At 72.9% G+C, this 19,874-nt stretch carries 17 protein-coding genes and 1 pseudogene; 6 read left to right on the forward strand and 12 right to left on the reverse strand.

Annotated features, from left to right (window positions below; all coding sequences use genetic code 11):
* Window positions 1–10: 10 nt before the first annotated feature.
* Genes ABZW17_RS20005 through ABZW17_RS20015 form a run of 3 tightly spaced genes read left to right on the forward strand, consistent with a single transcriptional unit; the run spans window position 11 to window position 2,530 of the window.
* Window positions 11–946: a phosphotransferase gene (locus tag ABZW17_RS20005; protein ID WP_354815849.1), complete on the forward strand. Its 936-nt coding sequence runs from the start codon at window positions 11–13 to the stop codon at window positions 944–946.
* Window positions 947–966: 20 nt separating this feature from the next.
* Window positions 967–1,656, forward strand: coding sequence for a TetR/AcrR family transcriptional regulator (locus ABZW17_RS20010; RefSeq protein ID WP_354815852.1), 690 nt, complete (start codon window positions 967–969; stop codon window positions 1,654–1,656).
* A 25-nt stretch (window positions 1,657–1,681) separates the two neighbouring features.
* Entirely contained in the window at window positions 1,682–2,530 is an 849-nt protein-coding gene (locus ABZW17_RS20015) for an LLM class F420-dependent oxidoreductase (RefSeq protein WP_354815855.1), read from the forward strand.
* Here the strand turns inward: ABZW17_RS20015 and ABZW17_RS20020 are convergent, their stop codons facing one another.
* The 3 genes and pseudogenes from ABZW17_RS20020 to ABZW17_RS20030 all read right to left on the reverse strand — a co-directional run bounded on the left by ABZW17_RS20020 (window position 2,531) and on the right by ABZW17_RS20030 (window position 4,280).
* On the reverse strand, window positions 2,531–2,929 hold the full coding sequence (locus ABZW17_RS20020; protein WP_354816298.1) for a hemerythrin domain-containing protein: 399 nt from the start codon (window positions 2,927–2,929) through the stop codon (window positions 2,531–2,533). It lies immediately after the preceding gene.
* Window positions 2,930–2,965: 36 nt separating this feature from the next.
* A pseudogene (locus tag ABZW17_RS20025) lies at window positions 2,966–3,262 on the reverse strand (nitroreductase/quinone reductase family protein); the annotation flags it as partial.
* 199 nt (window positions 3,263–3,461) lie between these two features.
* On the reverse strand, window positions 3,462–4,280 hold the full coding sequence (locus ABZW17_RS20030) for a hypothetical protein (RefSeq protein ID WP_354815858.1): 819 nt from the start codon (window positions 4,278–4,280) through the stop codon (window positions 3,462–3,464).
* 60 nt (window positions 4,281–4,340) lie between these two features.
* On the opposite strand from ABZW17_RS20030, the gene ABZW17_RS20035 reads away from it, so the two are divergent.
* Window positions 4,341–5,864, forward strand: a complete 1,524-nt coding sequence (locus ABZW17_RS20035) for an AMP-binding protein (RefSeq protein ID WP_354815861.1) — start codon at window positions 4,341–4,343, stop codon at window positions 5,862–5,864.
* 15 nt (window positions 5,865–5,879) lie between these two features.
* Here the strand turns inward: ABZW17_RS20035 and ABZW17_RS20040 are convergent, their stop codons facing one another.
* From ABZW17_RS20040 to ABZW17_RS20065, 6 genes are all read right to left on the reverse strand, one after another.
* Complete coding sequence (locus tag ABZW17_RS20040; protein ID WP_354815864.1) at window positions 5,880–6,425, reverse strand: dihydrofolate reductase family protein; 546 nt, start codon at window positions 6,423–6,425, stop codon at window positions 5,880–5,882.
* Between the two features lie 25 nt (window positions 6,426–6,450).
* Window positions 6,451–8,766, reverse strand: a complete 2,316-nt coding sequence (locus ABZW17_RS20045) for a molybdopterin-dependent oxidoreductase (protein ID WP_354815867.1) — start codon at window positions 8,764–8,766, stop codon at window positions 6,451–6,453.
* A complete protein-coding gene (locus ABZW17_RS20050) occupies window positions 8,763–9,788 on the reverse strand; it encodes an LLM class flavin-dependent oxidoreductase (RefSeq protein WP_354815869.1) in 1,026 nt (341 codons plus the stop codon). The genes ABZW17_RS20045 and ABZW17_RS20050 overlap by 4 nt, the downstream gene beginning before the upstream one ends.
* Window positions 9,785–10,276: an SRPBCC family protein gene (locus tag ABZW17_RS20055; protein WP_354815872.1), complete on the reverse strand. Its 492-nt coding sequence runs from the start codon at window positions 10,274–10,276 to the stop codon at window positions 9,785–9,787. The genes ABZW17_RS20050 and ABZW17_RS20055 overlap by 4 nt, the downstream gene beginning before the upstream one ends.
* Before the next feature lie 69 nt (window positions 10,277–10,345).
* Window positions 10,346–10,849 (reverse strand): helix-turn-helix domain-containing protein, encoded by a 504-nt coding sequence (locus tag ABZW17_RS20060; protein ID WP_354815875.1) that lies wholly within the window; start codon window positions 10,847–10,849, stop codon window positions 10,346–10,348.
* 40 nt (window positions 10,850–10,889) lie between these two features.
* Window positions 10,890–11,279, reverse strand: coding sequence for a cupin domain-containing protein (locus ABZW17_RS20065; RefSeq protein ID WP_354815878.1), 390 nt, complete (start codon window positions 11,277–11,279; stop codon window positions 10,890–10,892).
* A 43-nt stretch (window positions 11,280–11,322) separates the two neighbouring features.
* Here ABZW17_RS20065 and ABZW17_RS20070 point away from each other — a divergent pair, with 43 nt between their 5' ends.
* Complete coding sequence (locus tag ABZW17_RS20070; protein WP_354815881.1) at window positions 11,323–12,288, forward strand: helix-turn-helix domain-containing protein; 966 nt, start codon at window positions 11,323–11,325, stop codon at window positions 12,286–12,288.
* Here the strand turns inward: ABZW17_RS20070 and ABZW17_RS20075 are convergent.
* Together ABZW17_RS20075 and ABZW17_RS20080 are read right to left on the reverse strand one after the other, a co-directional pair.
* Window positions 12,245–17,458, reverse strand: coding sequence for a hypothetical protein (locus ABZW17_RS20075; protein ID WP_354815884.1), 5,214 nt, complete (start codon window positions 17,456–17,458; stop codon window positions 12,245–12,247). The genes ABZW17_RS20070 and ABZW17_RS20075 overlap by 44 nt on opposite strands.
* 37 nt (window positions 17,459–17,495) lie before the next feature.
* Complete coding sequence (locus ABZW17_RS20080; RefSeq protein WP_354815887.1) at window positions 17,496–18,098, reverse strand: TetR/AcrR family transcriptional regulator; 603 nt, start codon at window positions 18,096–18,098, stop codon at window positions 17,496–17,498.
* Between the two features lie 70 nt (window positions 18,099–18,168).
* On the opposite strand from ABZW17_RS20080, the gene ABZW17_RS20085 reads away from it, so the two are divergent.
* Window positions 18,169–18,633 carry a GNAT family N-acetyltransferase gene (locus tag ABZW17_RS20085; protein WP_354815890.1) on the forward strand — a complete coding sequence of 155 codons (465 nt, stop codon included), beginning with the start codon at window positions 18,169–18,171 and terminating at the stop codon, window positions 18,631–18,633.
* Between the two features lie 6 nt (window positions 18,634–18,639).
* On the opposite strand, the gene ABZW17_RS20090 is transcribed toward ABZW17_RS20085, so the two are convergent.
* Window positions 18,640–19,824, reverse strand: a complete 1,185-nt coding sequence (locus ABZW17_RS20090) for a hypothetical protein (RefSeq protein ID WP_354815893.1) — start codon at window positions 19,822–19,824, stop codon at window positions 18,640–18,642.
* Window positions 19,825–19,874: the final 50 nt, after the last annotated feature.

The following is a 19,874-nucleotide window of genomic DNA, read 5'->3' on the forward strand; positions in this document are numbered from 1 at the left end:
CACCTGGGCGATGGCCGACTTCCAGGCGAACACCCGGCCGTTCGCCGAACTGGACCGCGCCGGCCGCACGCGACGCCTGCGCCGCCTCGCCGAAGGCGCGTTGACCGCCTACGCCGTGCCGGTGGCCCGCCTGACCCCGCTGGCGCACGGGCTCAACACGTCGTTCCGCGTCGACGGCTCGGACGGCCACCGGTACGTGCTGCGGGTGCAGCGGCCGGACGGGCCCGGCGTCGCGCAGGTGCGCGCCGAGATGGCCTGGCTCGCCACGCTGGGCCGCGAGACCGACCTCGTCGTCCCGCGGCCGGTGCCGACGCGCGCGCGGGAGGCGGTCACCGTGGTCGCCGACCCGGCGGTGCCCGAACCGCGCACCTGCGTGCTGTACCACTGGGTCGACGGCCGGTTCGCCGACGAGCGGCTGGGCTCGGCCCAGCTGTACGCGCTGGGCGCGTTCACCGCGCGGCTGCACCTGCACGGCTCGCGGATGAACGGCCTCGACCGCGGCCGCGTCGACGACCTGACCGAGTTCGGGCGCACGCAGGGGGACGGCTTCTCCGCCGCGGTCGTCGAGCGGGCCGTCGCCGCGGCCGGCGGCGACGAGAGCGTCCGCGAGGCGGTGACGCGGGTCCGCGCGGTGCGGGCCGAGCTGGGGTACGGCGCCGACGCCTTCGGCCTGGTGCACGGCGACCTGCGGCAGGACAACTACCTGTTCGACCGCGGCCGGGTGCGGGTGATCGACTTCGACGACTGCGGGTACGGCCACTACGCCTACGACCTCGCCGTCGCCTCGGCCGCGCTCGCGCACCTGCCGCAACGCGAGGAGCTGCGAGAAGCACTGGTGGACGGCTACCGGTCGGTGCGCCCGGCCGCGGCCACGACGGACCCGGAGGTGCTGGCCGCCTTCGCCGGGCTCCGACGCGTCCAGCTGCGGCTGCGCCGGGCGCTATAACCCGGCGTTACAATTGCTACATGGTCGGACGATCGAGCAACGCCACCAGTACCCGCGACCGCCTGCTGCTGGCCGCCGGCCAGCTCCTGCACGAGGCCGGCGACGGCCCGGTGTCGACGCGGGCGATCTGCGAGCGCGCCGGCGTCCAGGCCCCCACGCTGTACCACCACTTCGGCAGCAAGCAGGGCCTGCTCGACGCCGTCGTCAACTACGGCTTCACGCAGTACGTCCAGGCGCCGTCGCCGGAGGGCGATCCGGTCGACCGGATCCGCGAGGGCTGGGACAGGCACGTCGAATACGGCCTGGCGCACCCGGCGTTCTACGTGCTGCTCTACGGCCAGATCGAGCCGGGCGTGCCCTGCAACCTCACGTCGAGCGCCGAAGCGATGCTGCTGGAGCTGTTCACGCCGCTGGCGCGCGACGGCCGGCTGCGCGTCGAGGCGGCGGAGGCCGCGCGCCAGTTCGCGGCGGCCAACAGCGGCGTGACGCTCAGCCTGATCGCGCAGCCCGAAGACCGGCGTGACCTGACGATGTCCGCGCAGGTCAGGGAGTCCGTGCTGGCCGGGCTGCTGGCGGAGCAGCCCGCCGAAGGGTCGTCCATGAGCGCCCTCGCTGTCGCTTTGTCGACCGCCCTGGAGGACGACACCGACGCGCTGACCGCCACCGAGCGCCAGCTGTTGCGGGAGTGGCTGCACCGGCTCGCCGCGTGACGCTACATTTGCTACATTAAGTTCTATGACAAATGTAGTGAACCAGTTCGGCCTGTTCCTGGCGCCGCACCGCGACGACGCGACCCGGAAGGAGCAGGCGATCGCGGCGGACTCGCTCGGCTACGGCGCGGTCTGGCTCGGCACCGGCCGGAACTCCGTCGGCGACCTCGCGTTCGTCGAAGACGTCCTCGCCTCGACCGAGCGGATCACCGTGGCGACGGCGATCGTCAACATGTGGGCCGACGAGCCGGAAACCCTCGCGGAGTCCTACCACCGGCTCGCGGGCCGGTACGGTAAGCGCTTGCTGCTCGGCATCGGCGTCGGGCACCCCGAGTCCGTCACGGAGTACCGCAGCCCGTACGCCAAGATCGTCGGCTACCTCGACCGGCTCGACGCGGCCGGCGTCCCGGCCGACGCCCGGATCCTCGCCGCGCTCGGCGACCGCGTGCTGAAGCTGGCCGCCGAGCGCACGGCGGGCGCCCACCCGTACCTGGTGCCGGCCGGGCACACGCGACACGCCCGGGCGGTCCTGGGTGCCGGCAAACTGCTGGCGCCGGAACAGAAAGTCGTCCTGGACGACGACCCGGTCGCCGCGCGCGCCATCGGCCGCCCGTACGTGCAGACCCCCTACCTGGGGCTGAGCAACTACGTGAACAACCTGCTGCGCCACGGGTACACCGAGGCCGACGTCGCCGGCGGCGGCAGCGACCGGCTGATCGACGACCTCGTCCTGCACGGCACGCCGGAAGCCGTCGTCAAGGGCCTCCGGTCCCACGTGGACGCCGGTGCCGACCACGTGGCCGTCCAGGTGCTCGGGCCGTCCCCCGCGGTGGAGCTGGAGAACCAGCGGCGGCTGGCCGCAATCCTGTTCTGATCAGCCCGGCGCGGGCAGCAGGGCGTTCAACGCGGCGACGAGGGTGCGTTCCTCGTAGTCGAAGTGACTGTCCAGTTCGGACCGCAGCCGGTCGAACTCCGCGCGCAGCTTGACCGGGTCGGTTTCCTGGTCGACGAGCCGTTGGATGTCCTCCTGCAGCCGGGCCACGACGACGTGTTCCTCGTCGAGCTTCGCCAGCGTCGGCGCCAGGGCGGGGAACCGCTCGCCCAGCAGGGGGAACAGGTTCGCGCCTTCGCCGGTGTGGTGCTTGGTGAGCGCCGTGCAGAACCCGGCGCACCGCGTGCTCAGCCGCCGCGGGGTGCCGCAGTCCAGCTCGGCGCGCAGCTCCTTCAGCTCGGCGCGCAGCCAGTCGTGCACCTCGACGATCCAGTCGCCCATGCGGCGCGCGGGGTCGAACCGGTGCAGCTCGACGACGGGCAGGATCCGGGTCGTCCGCGCCTGGTGGTCGGCGAACCCCGGTTCCCGCTCGACGACCTTGGCGAACAGCTCGTCGCGGTCCGGCGGCAGGGCGGCCATGGCGTCGAACGTCTCGGTCCCGGTTTCCACCGTGACCAGGGGGTTCTGCCGGATGTTGTGGTACCAGGCCGGGTGCTTCGGCGCGCCCATCGCGGACGCGACGACGACCAGCCGGCCGTCGATGTCCAAGGCGCCCAACGGAACCCGGTGCTTCCGGCCGGTGCGGGCGCCGGTGGTGGTGAGCGTGATCAAGCTGGGTGTTCCTTTCCGATGCCGGAGTCACCGGAGGCCGAGAGCCGACACGAAGGCACAGCTCCGCCCGGGAAGGGCGGAACGTGTCGATCTCAAGGGGGCTGGTTAGCCACTACCTCCGTGTGTCGGCCCATCCGGGGCGCCCTCGCACGCTACCGACCCGGGCCGGCCGCGGGCCATCCCCCAACCGCGTAGCCCGGGCTCAGCCGGCGGCGTCGGCGGCGTCCCGGGCGGCGGTGTCGGCCTCGTCGAAGGCCGCTTTCGCCGTCTCCAGCTCCGCCGTCGCACGCTCGGCGCGTTCCTCGGCCTCGGCCAGGCGCTCACGCAGCTCCGCGACGCGGGCGGTGGCCTGCTCGGCCGCGCGCTCGGTGCGGACGAGGTCACGCTCGGCCGTCGCGCGTTCTTTCGCCCGTTCGGCGGCTTCCTTGCGCCGGCGGTCACGTTCCGCGCGAGCCTTCGCCCGTTCCGCTTCCTCGCGCCGGTGGTCCCGCTTCGGCTCGGCCGGTTCGGCCTTGTCCACCAGCTTCTTCGGGCGCTTCCCGGTGGCGGGCGGGACGCTCGCGGCGAGGCTGAACCACTGGTCGGTGTCCTGGTGCGCCACCGACGTCAGCCGGCCGGCCAGCGCGAGCGCGGCGGTGCCCGGGTCGGCCGCGACAGCTTCCAGGGTCGCCTCGACCTCGCGGGCCACCGGGTCGCTCATCGACGGCAGCCCGTGCAGGATCCGCCGCACCAGCTCGCCGCGGCGGCGGGTCAGGGCCCGCAGCTCGTCGCCGGCCAGCCGCGTGTGCGCGTCCCGCAGCTCGTCGCCGAGCCCGGCCAGTTCCTGCAGTTCGTCCGGGTCCTCGTGGGCGAGGGTGTTGACGATCGCCGCGGCCGTCGTCGGCTTCCGCAGCTGCTGGATCCGCTTCGCGAGCTCCGCGTCCCCCTCGGCCTTCGCCGCCTTCACGGCCGCGTTGCGCGCGCTGACGAACTCCGCGAGGTCGCCCCCGTAGAGCTCGCCGGCCACCGTGTCGAAGTCCATCGCGGTCCAGCGAACCACATCGGACTGGTGCGAGCACCTGGGAAGAGTCATCATCGGGGGATGTTCTTCGATCTGGGTGTCCGGGACTTCCTCGACCGCGCGGAAACGGTGTACCCGGACCGCGTCGCGGTGGTCGACGAGCCGGACCAGCCCGCGCCGAGCTGGGGTTCGCTCACCTACCGCGAGGTGGCGCGCCGGGCCCGCGCGCAGGCCGCCAACCTCGACGCGCTGGGCGTGCCGGCCGGCGGGCGCGTCGCGATGGTCTCGCACAACGCCGCGCGGCTGCTCGTGTCGTTCTTCGGCGTGTCCGGCTGGGGCCGGATCCTGGTGCCGGTGAACTTCCGGCTGGCTCCCGCCGAGGTCAAGTACATAGTGGAGCACTCGGGCGCGGAGGTGCTGATCGTCGACCCGGAGCTCGAGCACCTGCTGGACACGGTGACGGCGAAGCACGTGTTCGTCCTCGGCCGCGACGACGACGCCATCTGGGGCGGCGACGGCACGCCCCGGCCGTGGGACGGCGACGAGTCCGCCACGGCGACGATCAACTACACGTCCGGGACGACAGCCCGGCCGAAGGGCGTGCAGCTCACCCACCGCAACATCTGGCTGAACGCGGCCGTCTTCGGCCTGCACACGACGTTGAGCGACCACGACGTCCTGCTGCACACGCTGCCGATGTTCCACTGCAACGGCTGGGGCATGCCGTACGCGGTGACCGGCCTCGGCGGCCGGCACATCGTGCTGCGGAAGGTCGACGGGACGGAGATCCTGCGGCGGATTTCCGAGCACGGCGTGACGATCCTCTGTGCGGCGCCCGCGGTGGTCACGGCGGCCCTGGACGGCGCCGCGGCTTGGGACGGCGAGATCCCGGGCCGCGACCGCGTCCGGATCGTGGTGGCCGGCGCACCGCCGCCGACGCGCACGATCGAGCGCGTCCGGGCCGAGCTGCGCTGGGAGTTCATCCAGATCTACGGGCTCACCGAGACGGCACCGCTGCTGACGGTGAACCGCATGCGCAGCGAGTGGGCGGACCTCGACCCGCACGAGCAGGCGCGGCTGCTGGGCCGCGCGGGCACGCCGGCCCTGGGCGTCCGGATCGCGGTGGACACCGACGGGGAGGTGCTCGCGCAGTCCAACCACAACCTGGACGGCTACTGGGAGAACCCGGCGGAGACGGCACGGGTGCAGGAGGGCGGCTGGTTCCACACGGGCGACGGCGGGACGTTCTCGGAGGGTTACCTGACGATCGCGGACCGCAAGAAGGACGTGATCATCTCGGGCGGCGAGAACGTGTCGTCGATCGAGGTCGAGGACGCGCTGAACTCGCACCCGGCGATCCGCGAGGCCGCGGTGATCGGCATCCCGGACGAGAAGTGGGGCGAGCTGGTGACGGCGCTGGTCGTGGTGGAGGGGTCGGTCACCGCGGAGGAGCTGATCCAGCACTGCCGGGGGTACTTGGCGGGGTACAAGTGCCCGAAGCGGGTGGAGTTCCTGACCGAGCTGCCCCGGACGGCAACCGGGAAGATCCAGAAGTTCAAGCTGCGCGAGCCGTTCTGGGAGGGGCAGTCACGGCAGGTCAACTGAGGCGGAACGGCGTGGTCACGCCGGTGCGTAGGTCAGGTGGACCACGCCGTTGCCGAACGTCGCCGACTTCCGCAGCTCCAGCGGGAACGACGGGCCGTCCGCCGGGAAGAGGCGCTTGCCGCGGCCCACGACGACCGGGTACAGCACCAGGTTCAGCTCGTCGACCAGGCCCTCGGCGAGCAGCCACCGGACCGCCGTCGGGCTTCCGCTGGTCATGATGTCGCCGCCCGGTGCGGCCTTCAGCGTCCGGATCTCTTCGGCCGGGTCGCCGGTCAGGAGCGTCGAGTTGTTCCAGGTGACTTCCGACAACGTCGACGAAAGCACGTACTTGCGCACGTTGTTCATGAACTCGGCGCCCTCGTCCTCCTCGACGGTCCGGCCGGGCCACGCCTCGGCGAACCCTTCGTAGGTGACGCGTCCGAGCAGCATCGCGTCGGCGGCGGCCATCCCGCCGCCGACGGCCTGGCCGATCTCGTCGCTCCAGTACCGCAACGACCACTTGTCCGGCGCTTCGACCACGCCGTCAAGGGAAATGAACAGGTTCGCGACGATCTTGCGCATGGGCCCACTATAGACCGGAGCGCGATCACGACCGTCCACTCGCGACAGTCTCCCGCACGCGGGCGCTGTCGGACTCCGCCCGGGCCCGCTCGGCCGCCGTCGCCGGTTCCAGCCGCGCCGGGACGTCCTTGTGGTGCGGGGTGCCCGCGATCGGGTCGCGGTCCAGCGGGTCGGTCAGCAGGTTGATCCGCGGGCCGCTGACCACGCGGCGGCCGTGGGCGTCCGGGTGCGCCATGCCGTAGCCGTGCGGCAGCGCGAGCTGGCCCGGCCGCAGCCCGGGATCGGCCTCGGCGCGCACGACCACCCGCCCCGACGCCGTCACGACGGCGACCCAGTCGCCCGGGGCCGCGCCGATCGACGCCAGTTCTTCGGGACGCGCGCGCAGGGCGCCGTCCGGGTCGGTGCGGCGCCAGCGCGGGTCGCGCAGGATCTGGTTCGCGTTGTGCGCCCGCCGCTGCCCGTTGAGCAGCGAAAACGGGTACGCCGGGTCGGGCTGTTCGGCCGCCGGGTCCAGCGCGGCCAGCCAGTCCAGCAGCTCCGGCACGGCCAGCCGCACCTTCGGGCGGCGCAGCAGGCTCCACACCTCGTCCTGCTCGTGCGTGGAAAACGGCGTCGGGCCGGCCAGGATCCGCTCGAACAGCTCCTCCCCGAGCCGCGGGCCGCTCGCCGAGCTGCCCAGCGCGCGCTGCACCGGCACGGTCATCGTCTTGGCCGCGCGGTGGCAGCCCGCCCACAGCGGCGCGATCGACGCCGCGCCGCCGGGCAGCGCCGCGCCCAGCGTGCGGTACAGCAGCACCGGGAGGATCGCCGCGCGTTCCGGCATCGCCTGGACCAGGGCGCCCAGCCCCGCCTGCAGCTCCGTACGCGGCCCGGCGGCCAGCGACGCGAGGACGTCGGACGGCGGCAGCACGCCGAGTGCGTCGAAGAGCCGCGCGTAGATCTCGGCTTCGACGAGCGTGCCCGGCAGCGGGTCCAGCAACGGCCGCCGCAGCTGGAAGTAGTTCGTCGGCCATTCGAAGGTGAAGAGCGTGAACTCCCACTTCTCGTGCTGGGACGCCGCCGGCAGCACGTAGTCCGCCAGCGCGGCCGTCTCGGTGTAGGCGACGTCGACGACCACGGTCAGCTCGGCGGCCTCCAGGGCGCGTTCGACCTCCCGCGTCCCGGCGAAGGTGTTGGCCGGGTTCGACGATTCCACCCAGACCGCGCGGACGCGGTTCGGGTGGTCGCCGAGGACCTCCTCGGCGAGGGTGTTCGCCGGGAGCAGGCCGCCGATGTACTCGAACCCGGTGATTTCGGACCGCTGCCCGCTCGTCGCGCCCCACAACGGCAGCAGCCACGAGTGCAGGTTGTTCGTGCCGCGGCGGCCGAAGTGCCCGGTGAGCAGGTACAGCAGCTTTTCGAGGTAGCTGTTGAGCGTCGAGTGCCGTCCCTGCTGGATGCCCAGCTCGACGCGGACCGTCATGGCACGCGCCGCGAGGATCAGCTCGACCGCCTTCTCGACGTCCACACGGGACACTCCGGCGTGCGCGATCCACGCGTCCACCGGCACTTTCGCCAGCACGGCGGCCACCTCGTCGAAGCCTTCGGTGCGTTCCGCGAGGAATTCCCGGTCGGCGCCACCGCGTTCGAGCAGCAACGCCAGGATCGCGCCCAGCAGGTAGGCGTCGGTGCCCGGGCGCAGCGGCAGGTGCAGGTCGGCCAGTTCCGCGGTCTCGGTGCGCCGGGGGTCGATGACGATCATCCGGCGGTCCGGGTCGTTCTTGAGCGTGTTGAGCGCGTGCCGGGCGTTGCTGAACCCGTGCGCCTGCCAGGGGTTGCAGCCGAGGACGAGCAGCAGGTCGCAGTGCTCGACGTCCTCGGCGGTGTGCACGGTCGTCGAGCCGAACATCTGCCCGTTGACCCAGAAGTCGCCGGTCTTCTCCTGCGACAGCGCATTGAAGTGCCTTGTCGAGTTCATCCACTTCAGCAGCGAAGTGCCGTACGCGCCGCCGGAGTGGTTGCCCTGCCCACCGCCGCCGACGTAGGCGAACGAGCCGGGGCGCCCGGCCGCGGTGTCGGCGTCCCGGATCGCCCGCAGCCTGGCGGCGATCTCGGTGAGCGCGGTGTCCCAGCCGATCGGCTCGTGGGTGCCGTCCGGACGGCGGCGCAGCGGGGTCGTCAGGCGGTCCTCGTGGTCGCCGTACCAGGTCAGGCGCTGGGCTTTCTGGCAGAGGTAGCCGCCGGACCGCGGGTGCGCCCGGTCGCCGCGGACGCGGGTGATCTTCCGGCCGTCGAGCTGCACCTCCAGCCCGCAGTTGAGGTAGCAGAGGCTGCACGCGGTGCGCTGCCAGTCGCCGGTCACATCAGCTCCAATGCACGGCCGAGCGTCGTGAGACGCGCTTCGAGCGTTTCGCCGGCCGGGTAGAGCCGGACCGTGTCGATCCCGGTGCCGCGCCAGACGCGCAGGCGTTCGCGGACCATCTCTTCGGTGCCGATCAACGTCGTGCCGAGCACCATTTCGTCGGTGACGAGCGCGGCGGCGCCGTCGCGGTCCCCGCCCTGCCAGCGCTCGCGGACCTCGGCCGCGACGTCGGCCCAGCCCTGGCGGCTGTAGGCGTCGTTGTAGAAGTTCGTGCCGGCCGAGCCCATCCCGCCGAGGCTGAACGCGAGCTCCTTCTTGCGGCTGCCGACCAGGGTGCGCAGCTCGTCTTCGTTGTCCGCGAAGGCGACTTCGGCGCCCTGGCAGACGTCGATGTCTTCGCGCTTGCGGCCCGCCTTCGCGAGCCCCGCGTCCAGGTGGGCGAAGTACGCGTCGGCGCCTTCGGGGACGAAGCTGGTGCCCAGCCAGCCGTCCGCGATCTCGCCGGTGAGCTCCAGGAGCTTCGGTGACAGCGTGGCGAGGTAGATCGGGATGTCCGGATTCGGTGCGGTGGACAGCCGCATCGGACGCGCTTCGCCCGGCAGCGGGATCTCGAACGCCTGGCCGGAGAACGAAATCTTCTCCCCCGCGAACGCCTGGCGGATGATTTCGACGGTCTCGCGCATCCGCGTCAGCGGTTTCGCGAACGGGACGCCGTGCAGCCCTTCGACGACCTGCGGCCCGGACGGCCCGAGGCCGAGGGCGAACCGGCCGCCGGACAGGTCGGCGAGGGTGAGCGCGGCCTGCGCGATCGCGACCGGCGTGCGCGTGCCGAGCTGGATGATGCCGGAGCCGAGCCGGATCCGGTCGGTGCGGGCGGCGAGGTAGCCGAGCGCGGACGGCGCGTCCGAGCCCCACGCCTCGGCCACCCAGCAGACGTCGAGGCCGAGCTTTTCCGCCTCCAGCACGAAGTCCACCGTCGTGCGGGTGTCCTTCGAGAACTCGACGGTGGTCGCGCTCCTCATCGGCGCTCGGCCCGGGCCTTGATCGCGGCGACCGTGCCGGCCATCGCCGTCTCGAACTCCCGCATCCGGACGAAGACGATCTTCTGTTCCTTCTCCGGCATCCGGTCGATGGCGAACGACAGCCCGGACCGGCCCGGGCCCATCCGCATCCGCTGGCTCAGCCGGGTGCCGCCGTGGTCGGGCTCGAGGGTGAACTTCCAGGTCGCGCTGGGCGCGGCCGGGTCGGCGACGGCCCACGCGAACACCCGCGGCGCTTCGCACTCCACGACGTAGGAGGTGGTTTCCCACTCGCCGAAGGCGTCGTGCTTGCTGCGGCCGACGAACGTACGGCCTTCTTCGCACCACTCGACGGACTGCAGCTCCGCGCTCAGCGACGGCATCAGCGAGATGTCCGAGACGAGCGGCCAGACGTCCTCGGGCGCGGCGTCGATCCAGGTCGAAACCTCGGCCGTCGGCAGGTCGGCGTACCGCGCCCCGGTCCACTCCATCGTGGTCGCACCCCTCTCGAAGAGTCCTCTGACCACGATAGTTGCGTAGATAGACCTACCCTGTCAACGTCACTCCTGCCGGGCGAAGCGCTCCTCGACGTCCGGGCGCTGGGCCAGCCGGGGCGGGAAACCCGGGCCGCGGCGCATCCGCGTGTCGTCCGGCGTCATCGGCTCGCGGCATTCCGCGCAGACGATTTCAGCGTGCGTGTCGTGCCCGCAGGCGAGGTGGTGCACGGTGATCGGCGGCCCGGCTTCGGTCGCGAGCCACTTGTCACCCCAGCGGGTCATCGCCAGCAGCACCGGGTAGAAGTCGCGGCCCTTTTCGGTGAGCACGTAGTCGTGGCGCACCGGCTCGGTCTGGTAGGGCACCTTTTCCAGCAGCCCCTCGTCGACCAGCCGCTTCAGCCGGTCGGCGAGGGTGTTGCGCGCGATGCCGAGCGCCTGCTGGAACTCGTCGAAGCGGCGCACGCCGTAGAAGGCGTCCCGCAGCACCAGCGGCGTCCACCAGTCGCCGAGCAGGTCCATGGTGCGCGCGATCGAGCACGGCCACTGCGCGAACGATGTCCGTTTCATGCCGCCGAGCCTACGCCGTTGCCAGGAAGGACTCAGCAGGTCAAACGCGATGGCCGGTCGTGACGTCGACGTGGTCCGGCACCTCGTCGTGCTCGTCGCCGACCGAGAGCGTCCCGGCCGGCTCGACCAGCAGCACGCTCGCGCCCGCCTTCGACGACGGTTTGTGGAACGTGCCCTTCGGGACCACGAAGACCTGCCCGCGGCCGAGCGTGACGACGCGCTCGGCCGGGTCGCGCAGGCCGATCTCGATCTCGCCGTCCAGGACGAGGAAGAACTCGTCGGTGTTTTCGTGGACGTGCCAGACGTGCTCGCCGTCGAACCGGGCGAGGCGGATGTCGTAGTCGTTGACGCGGGTGACGATGCGCGGGCTCCAGGCGGCGTCGAAGCTCGCCAGGACTTCGTTCAGGTCGATCGGGTTCATACGTCCCATGCTCGACCTGGTGTTCCACGGGCACGAGTGCTAGGAATCGCACATGCCGCAAGAATTCTCGCACCGGGTCGTCGCGATCGTCACCGAGCAGTCGAACCCGTTCGAGATGGGCGTGACGACCGAGCTGTTCGGCCTGCGCCGGCCCGAGCTCGACCGCCCGTGGTACGACTTCACGCTCTGCTCGGCGACGCCGGACGTGCGGATGAACCTCGGCATGTTCACGCTGTCCGGCGTCGCCGGTCTCGAGGCGGCCGACACGGCGGACACCCTGATCGTCCCGGCCCGCCCGGACACCGACGTCCCGACGGACCCGGCGATCCTCGCGGCGATCCGCCGGGCGGCCGGCCGCGGCGCCCGCCTGGTCAGCTTCTGCACGGGCGCGCTGGCCCTGGCGGAGGCGGGGGTGCTCGACGGCCGCCGCGCGACGACCCACTGGCAGTGGGCAGCCTCGCTGGCCGCCCGGTTCCCGCGGGTGCGGTGGGAGCCGGACGTGCTGTTCGTCGACGAAGGCGACGTCCTGACGGCGGCCGGCAGCGCGGCGTCGCTCGACCTCGGCCTGCACCTCATCCACCGCGACCACGGGGCGGAGGTCGTCAACGCGGTCAGCCGCCGGCTGGTGTTCACCGGTCACCGCGACGGCGGCCAGCGGCAGTTCATCGCGCGGCCGGTCCCGGCGGTGCCGGAGACGTCGCTGGCGCCGGTCCTCGCGTGGGCCCTCGAACGGCTGGACACGCCCCTGACGGTCGCGGACCTGGCCGCCCGGGCGGCGACGAGCCCGGCGACGCTGCACCGGAAGTTCCGGGCGGAGCTGGGCACGACCCCGCTGGCGTGGCTGACGACGGAGCGGGTGACGCTGGCGTGCCGGTTGATCGAGCGGGGCGAGCTGCGGCTGGACCGGGTGGCGGAGTCGAGCGGCTTCGGGACGGCGGCGAACCTGCGGCTGCAGGTGCGGCGGCACACCGGGCTCAGCCCGAGCGCCTACCGCCGCCGGTTCGGCCCGGCCGCGTGAGGTCCAGGATCACTTCGCGGGCTTCGGCGCGGCAGAGCTCGCTGGTGAGCGCGAGCAACCGGGCGGCGGAGACGCGGACGTGACGCGGGTTTTGCCCGTCGTGGGCGAGCTCGCGGGCGACGACGGCCGCGGCTTCGCGGTGGTCACGGTGGAGGCGAGCGGCGGCCCAGGCGCTGCGGCAGCGGGCGACCGGGCCGAGGGGGGCGTCGCGGGCCATGTCGAGGAGGCCGAGCGCGGCTTCTTCGGGTTGGAAGTCGCCGATCGCCCGCCACACCAGCACTCTGGCGTGCGGGTTCGGGACGGTCCGGAAGCCACGCAGGACCTCGAGCACTTCGCTGCGCAGGTCCGGCCGGAACATCCCCAGCCGGGCGGCCGCCTCCCGGCGCGCGGCGAGCGGAAGCCCTTCGTCGTTCATGAGCTCCGCCAAGATCGCCGTCCCGCGTTCGTGTCCCCGGGTGCCCAGCTCGGCGAGGTCGTCGGCCGTCCACCAGCGCAGCCGCGGGTGGCAGGCCGGGTCGACGGCCATGGTGTGGAAGAGCTCCGCCGCGGCGACGCGGTCTTCCCGGCTGTAGTCGGACAGCTTCAGGGCGGCGGTCCGCCGCAGCGGAAGCGGTTCCCGCTGGTCGTCGCGGATGGCACGGACGTCGTCCCAGCGCCGCAGGTCGAACAGGACGCGCAGGCGCAGCCGGCGGGCGAGCCGTTCGTCGTCCAGCAGCTCTTCCAGGTGCCGGCGGCTCGGCTCGGGGAGCTCGGAGGTGAGGGCGAGCAGGGTGGCTGCGGCTTCGGCCCGCGCGCGCCCGGACCGTCCGGCGTCCGCGAGCACCGCCTGCGCGTCGGCGACCACACGCCGACGCCGTCGAGGATCCAGCAACGCCAGTTCCCTCCGGGCGCGCCCGGAAGCAACCCCGCCCCGGCTGAGCTCGTCGAGTTCGTCGGCGGCTTTCGGTTCCCACGACGGCGAAATCTTCGCCAGCGCCACCGCCGCCGTGATCCGGGCGGCCGGCGGCGACTCCGGACCGGCGAGCCGGTCGAGCAGCACCTGTTCCGCTTCCCGGGCCAGCGGCCCGTCCTTCCACCGGGTGACCTCGTCCGCCCAGGTGTCCGGCGCGGCGAGCCGATCCGACACCAGCGCACGCCCGACGGACCGGCGGTCCTTGCCGGTCAGTTCGCGCAGCACGCCGGCCCGCACCTTGCCGGAGGTGTTCGCCGGGTCGTGGGCCAGGGCCGGCAGCAGCCGGATCGTCCGGCCGTCCGGCCGGAAGTAGCTCAACAGCCTCAAAGCCGCACCGCGTTCATCGGGCGCGAGGTCCGGATCCCCGACGAACCGCGCCAGCGCCCGGCGCGCGTCCGCCCCCGCCGACCGATCGACCGACGCGAGTTCGTAGGCGGCGTAGCTGCGTTCCTCCACCTGCTGCCGCTCGTCCGCCATCGTCGCCCGGACCGCCGGGGCGGACGCGGGTGCGGTGCGCGGGTCCGCCGCGGCCAGCCGCCGCATCGCGATGTTCCGCCAGCCGACGTACAGGAACGGGTCTTCCGTGTGCGAGCGCAGTTCGGCGAGGGCCTCCGGTTCCGGCACCGGCCGCCGCTGCGCGACGAGCACGGCCGCCTGCTGCCGGAACCGGAAGTCCGTGTTCCGGTCGGCGATCATCGCCCGGATGTCGTCCCCGACGTCGGCCCCCAGCAACACCAGGCGGCGAACCCGGTCGCCCCAGTCGACGTTGTCCAGGTGCGGGTGGAGCCGGAGAACGACTTCGGCGGCTTCCGAAAGCCGGACGACACCGCTTCTCGCCAGAAGGATCACCGCGTCACAGCGTGAAACGGCGTCGGCCCTGAAGTCGGCGGCGATCGTGCGCAGCGCCGAGAACACGGCCTCGTCGTCGAGTGTGTCCAGGGCGTCCATCGCGTCCGCGGCGCCGCACACGCGGCTCGGCCGGCCGGCCGGGGACACCGCCACCGCCCGCAACGCGCCGGTCATGAGGCGGCGCAGCTCGGCGCCGGTACGGCTGCCCGGCCGGCACACGGAGATGAGCTCGTCGTCCGGGACGACGTCGTCCCGGATCAGGCCGGCGATTCCCCGCGCGGCCGCGGCGTGGTAGCGGTGGTGCATCCAGATCAGCAGCGAAGCCGCGGCAGACCGGTGGTGACCGCTCAGGGCGCGGTCGTCCACCGTCCGTTCGAGCGCCCGGGCGAGTTCGTCCGGATCGGCGACTTCCCACCGGTGGATCGGCAGATCGCCGCTTTGGCCGACCAGCCCGACGAGCGCGGCGGAGGCCCGCTGTTCCAGCTCGGGATCCAGTTGTTTGAGCTGTCGCCACGCTTCGGCCCGGAGCTTCGGCGCGAGCGGCGCGGCCGTGAGGCGGACCAGCTGCGCGATCACCTCGGGGTGGAACTCCGGGCCGAGGTAGGCGAATTCGGCCGCCGCCCGGCATCGCAGCTCCGCGGTCGATTCCGGGCCGTTCATCGCCGCGCGCAGCCTTTTCACGGCCTGCGCTTTGTGCTGTTCGCCCATCGTCGCGAGGGAGCCGAGGGCGCTCATGGCGAGGGCGTCGGTGCCCAGCGGGTGGTCGGCCGCGTCGAGGAGCGCCTGCGCGGCGTCCGGCCAGTGCTCCGGGCCCAGGCTGGCCAGTTTGCTCCCCGCCGTGAGCCGGTAGCCGGCGCCCGCGACCGGATCGGCCAGCACCGAGCGGATGACGGCCACGGCGGGCTCGTGGAATTCGGGCCCGCAGTCGGCGAGCACCGAAGCGGCGTACGCCCGGTCGACGATTCCGCCGGCCGGCCCCGCCGCGAACGCGACGATCAGTTCGCCCGCCCGGCTCCGGTGCCGTGGCCCCAGCCGTGACAGCACGCGAGCGCCCTGCAGCCGGTCGAAGTAGTGCAGGCGGGGATCGGCGATCCGCTCTTCGAGGGTCGCCACGGTCTCCGCGAGGCATTCCGGCCCCAGCGACGCCAGTGCGACCGCGGCTTCCGCGACCCCGTCGACCGACCACGAACGGCGGTGCAGCACCGCGCGGAACACCGTCGCACACCGTTCGTGGAGCCGGACGTCGATCTCCAGCAGGCTGATCGCCGCCGCGACGAGGTCCTCGTCCGGCACGGTGGGGTCGTCCAGCAGGGCGGTCAGGGTTTCGATCGCGTGCGTGCGCGGACCGGCACCCAGCCCGGCGAGGACGACCGCCGCGTCACCGCGCTGGGACGCCGTGACGGACGGGCTGTCCAGCACGGAAACCAGCCCGGCCGCCGCGGCCTCGCGCTCGCTTTCACCGCACTGCGAGAGCGCATCCGCCGCGTCGAGGCGGGGCTGCACGCCGATGCCCGCGTCCCCCACGATCGTCCGGAGCGTGGCCACGGCCTCCGCGCGCGCCTCGCTGTGGAGCCGCGTGCCCAGCGCCACCGCCGCCTCCACCCGCGACGACCACGGCAGCCCGTCGTCGCGCATGAGCTCCTGCAGCCAGCCGACCAGGCCGGGGTGGTGCGCGGCCCGGCTGACCTCGGCGAGGATCTCGCCGCCCGGGTACTGCGTGGTCGCCGCCCAGGCACGCGCGGTCGCCAGGAACGCGTCGACGATCTCCACGCCCGCCGGCACGTGCCAGGCCAGCAACCTCGCGGCCAGCAGGTGCTGCTGCGGCCCACCGTCGTGCAGGTGCCGGACCAGCCGGTCCGCCGCCACCGGGTGCAACCGCGTGTAGTGCAGCAGAACCCGGCGCGCGTACCGGCCCCGCCCCTCCGGTTCGGCCGCGTGCAGCAGCTCCACGAACTCCTGGTGCGACGCATCGAAGACGTCCGGGAGCTGCCGCGCCTTCGCCGTGGCCGCCAGGTGCTCGGCGAAACTGTGGTGCAGGAACGCCAGATCGCCCGCGCGGAAGAGGAACGGCCCCACCGCGGCCAGGTACCCGACGAGCTGCTCCTGCCAAGGAGGCGCCAGGTCGGGCAGCCGGGCACCGACCCACCGGCACGCGGCGGTGCTCAGCGACGTGTCCTCCTCCAGCCGGACCCGGCCGAGGTGCTCCAGCAGCTGACCGCACCAGGAGTCGAACGGGCTGCGCGGCACGGGATGCGCCGTCCGCAGGTACTCCAGGTACGTCTCGTACAGCTCGTACTGGTTGTCCGGCAACGGCCGGTCGGCGTACCGCTCGAAGATGATCGCCGCGATCGTCGCCAGCAGCGGCACCCGCACCAGCTCGTCCAGGTGCGCGTCCCGGATCTGGCGCACGAACCGCTTCGCGGCATCGGGACTCTCGGAGAACCAGTTCCCGGCGAACCGGCGGAACGCCTCCTCGTCGAACGGCAGCAGTTCGTACCGCGCCGCGCCGATCCGCTGGAACGGGGCGAGGGTCGCGCCTTCGATCGGCCGCGTCGTCAGCACCACGCGGTACGCCTCGTCCGCCGACCACGTCGCCAGGACCGTCACCAGGCGGTCCCGCGTCACCGTGTCCGCCACCTCGTCGAGGCCGTCCACCAGGAGCAGCCAGCGGCAGCCCGCGACGCGGCCGGTCAGGTCCTCCGGCCGCAGCGGCTGGGCGAGCATCGCGCCGTACTCGCCGCGGACCGTCTCGGACAGGGCCTCGAAGAACGGCAGCTCCAGCCGGGTCGCGAGCTCGCGGGCCGTCAGGCGCAGCGGCACCACCGGCTCGGCCAGCGGCGGGGCGTCGACGGTCTCCAGCCAGCAGCGGGCGACGTCGGCGGCCAGCTGCAGGGACAGCGTGGACTTGCCCTGGCCCGGCCCGCCGGTCACCAGCAGGTGCTCGCCGCCGTCGAGGGCCTCGCGCATGCTCCGGGACGGCGGCCGGACCGTCAGCCGCGCCGCCGGGGCGTGCGGGACGTCGATCAGCCTGCCCTTGCTGTCGAGCACCGGGAGCGGCCGCGCCGGGCCGGACGGCTGGAGCTCCGTCCCGGTCGTCACGTCCTGGCGGACGTAGACCGTCGACAAGGACGGCCTGCGGGCGCCCGGCAGGCGGTACGGCAGCTTCTCCGCGCTCCGGATCTGGGCCCGCAGCAGGGAGACGATCTTCGGCGGCAGCATCGGGAGCGACGACCAGTCCGCGGGTGGCTCGACGGGCACCGGCGCGGGCGGGGGTGCGATGCCGACGTACATGTCGCCGTGGAGCGCGCCGACCTGGATTGCCGATCCGGCCACGTCTCCGGTGATGCGGTTGGCCGGTTGCTCCGTCACGCACTCTCCTCCCGCCGGAGCCGGCCATCCCAGCGGCTCACCGCACAGCCGAACCCCATTCGGTGATGACGGACAGCGCGGCCCGCAGCGCCTCCCGCTGCAGGTCGGCGGGGTAGGTCTCCGGGTCCGCCGCGGCCAGCACGTTGAGCCCCTCCACCAGGGCCACCAGGCTCTTCGTCGTCCGCTCGAGCCGCTCGTCCGTCCACATCGGACAGCAGGCCGCCACGAGCCGGTGGACGCGGGCCAGGAACGAGCGGTTCGCCGCGCGGTGGCGTTCGGCCAGGTCGTCGTCGGCCAGGGCGGCCGCCAGGAACCCGACCCACACGCGGGATTCGTCGTGGTGGCCGTGCGGGAGGTCGACGGCCTGGCCGAGCACCGCCGCGAGCGCCCCGGCCGCGTCGGCGCTCGCCGCCTCGGCCGCGTCGGCGCGGACGGCCGTGCGTTCGTAGAGCAGGTCGCGGGCGTGCAGCAGCAGCGCTTTCTTGGTCGGGAACGCGTGCATGACCAGGCCGGTGGTGCAGCCCGCCCGCTCGGCCACCGCCCGCAACGTCAGCCCCGGCAGGCCGGTCTCGGCCAGGACCTGCCAGGTCGCGTTCGACAACAGGTCCCGCTGGGCCTGGACGTCCCGCTGCTTCGGCATCGAACCTCCTTCCCGGGAAGCGTAACAGCTGCTACGGTAACAACCGTTACGGAAACGGAAGTGAGGGCCGATGCTCGACTGCACGCTGACGATCACCCCGGTGACCTGGGACGATCCCGACGCCGTCCGGTTGCGCGAAGCCCAGCGGACCGAACTCGACGCCCGCTACGGCACCGACGACCACGAGCCCGGCGCGGTCCCGACCGCCGACACCGTCGCCGTGTTCCTGGTGGCCCGCGACGCCGGCGGCACCGCCGTGGGCTGCGGCGGGCTGCGGCCGCTCGGCCCCGGGTCGGGCGAGGTCAAGCGCATGTACGTCGACCCGCCGGCGCGCGGCACCGGCGTCGCGGCCGCCTTGCTGCGCGCGCTCGAAGACCACGCGCGCGGCCTCGGGATCACCCGGCTGCTGCTGGAAACCGGCACCGCCCAGCCAGACGCCATCCGCTTCTACCAGCGCGAAGGCTACGAACCGATCGAGGCTTACGGGCCCTACCGCGGTTCGGCCCTTTCCCGCTGCTTCGCCCGCGACCTCTGAGCCGGTTCACAAGAGGTGGTACTTGCTGCCCCGGCACGGCACGCCCGTGCCGTTCTTGTGCGCCCGGAGCTTGCCGGTCTTGTTGACCTTCACCCGCTTGCCGCAGTCCAGGCAGGTCGCCTCCTCCTTCACCGCCTTCTTGATCTGCAGGGCCGGGCCCTTGCGGACGGGTGCCGCCGCCTTCTTCGTGAGTACCGCGGGCGAATTGGCCCCGGCGAGCCACGCGTCCAGATTGCCCCCGCGAGCCGGCACCGCAACGTTCTGCTGAGGCACCGGCACCGGCACGTTCTGCGGCACCGGAACGGGCACGTTCTGCGGCACCGGATCCGGAACAGGATCCGGCACCGGCATTGGCACCGGCATTGGCATTGGCACCGGCGCGGGAACGTCCTTCGGCGCCGGCCGGCCGGACTCGCGCACGACCTCCCGCGCCCGGGCCACGGCGGCGTTCCAGCCGGCGTCGACCGCCTTCGCGGCCTCGGCGGCCTCGTTCCCCGACCGGCACCGCCGCTGCCATTCGCTCGCGGTCAGCACGACGTCGACGATCGCGGACCGTGCCTCCACGAGCGCCGCCAGTGCTTCCGGCGAAGCCGCCTGGTCACGCAACCCGTAGAGCTCGTTGAGCAGGACGACCCTGGTGCGCCACAACGCGTTGGGCACCTGCACCTCCCACCGGTCCTGGCTGTGCGGCGGCGCGGTCGACTGCACGACGACGGCGTCGTTCAGCCGCGTGGCCAGCCATTCGTAGCAGGGACCGCACGGCGACAGCTCGGTGTAGACGCGGACGATGCGCTTTCCCTCGACTTCCCGGGGGTGGTAGCTCAGCCGGGCGCCCCCGGCGACCGCCTGCCGGACGGCGATGCGCTCGGCGTGCTGCTCGGGATCCTGGGTTCCGCTGCTCCACACCGGCTTCTCCGGTTTGGCCTCTTCCGAACCCTGCTCCGCCACATACGCGACGGCCACGTTCTTCTCCGACAACGCCTCGGCGCTGCCGTGCCGCGCCTGCTCGGCGACCTCGTCGGCCGGCACGTTCTGCGAGCGGAAGCGCTGGATCGGGAGGGCACCGGCGACCGCCCGGTTCCCCGCCGCCTGCTGCAGCCGCAGCACGGCGGCCGGCCCCGCGGCGATCGACGTGCGCGGTGCCGGCACCGCCTCGGGTTCCGGCCGGTCCGGGTGCTTGCGCTTTCGCATGCACTCAGCGTGACAGGATCGTTGCACTCCGGTCGAGGTGCGACGCGGGC

Origin of the sequence: Amycolatopsis sp. NPDC004625, assembly GCF_040609695.1 — a bacterium.
GTDB lineage: Bacteria > Actinomycetota > Actinomycetes > Mycobacteriales > Pseudonocardiaceae > Amycolatopsis.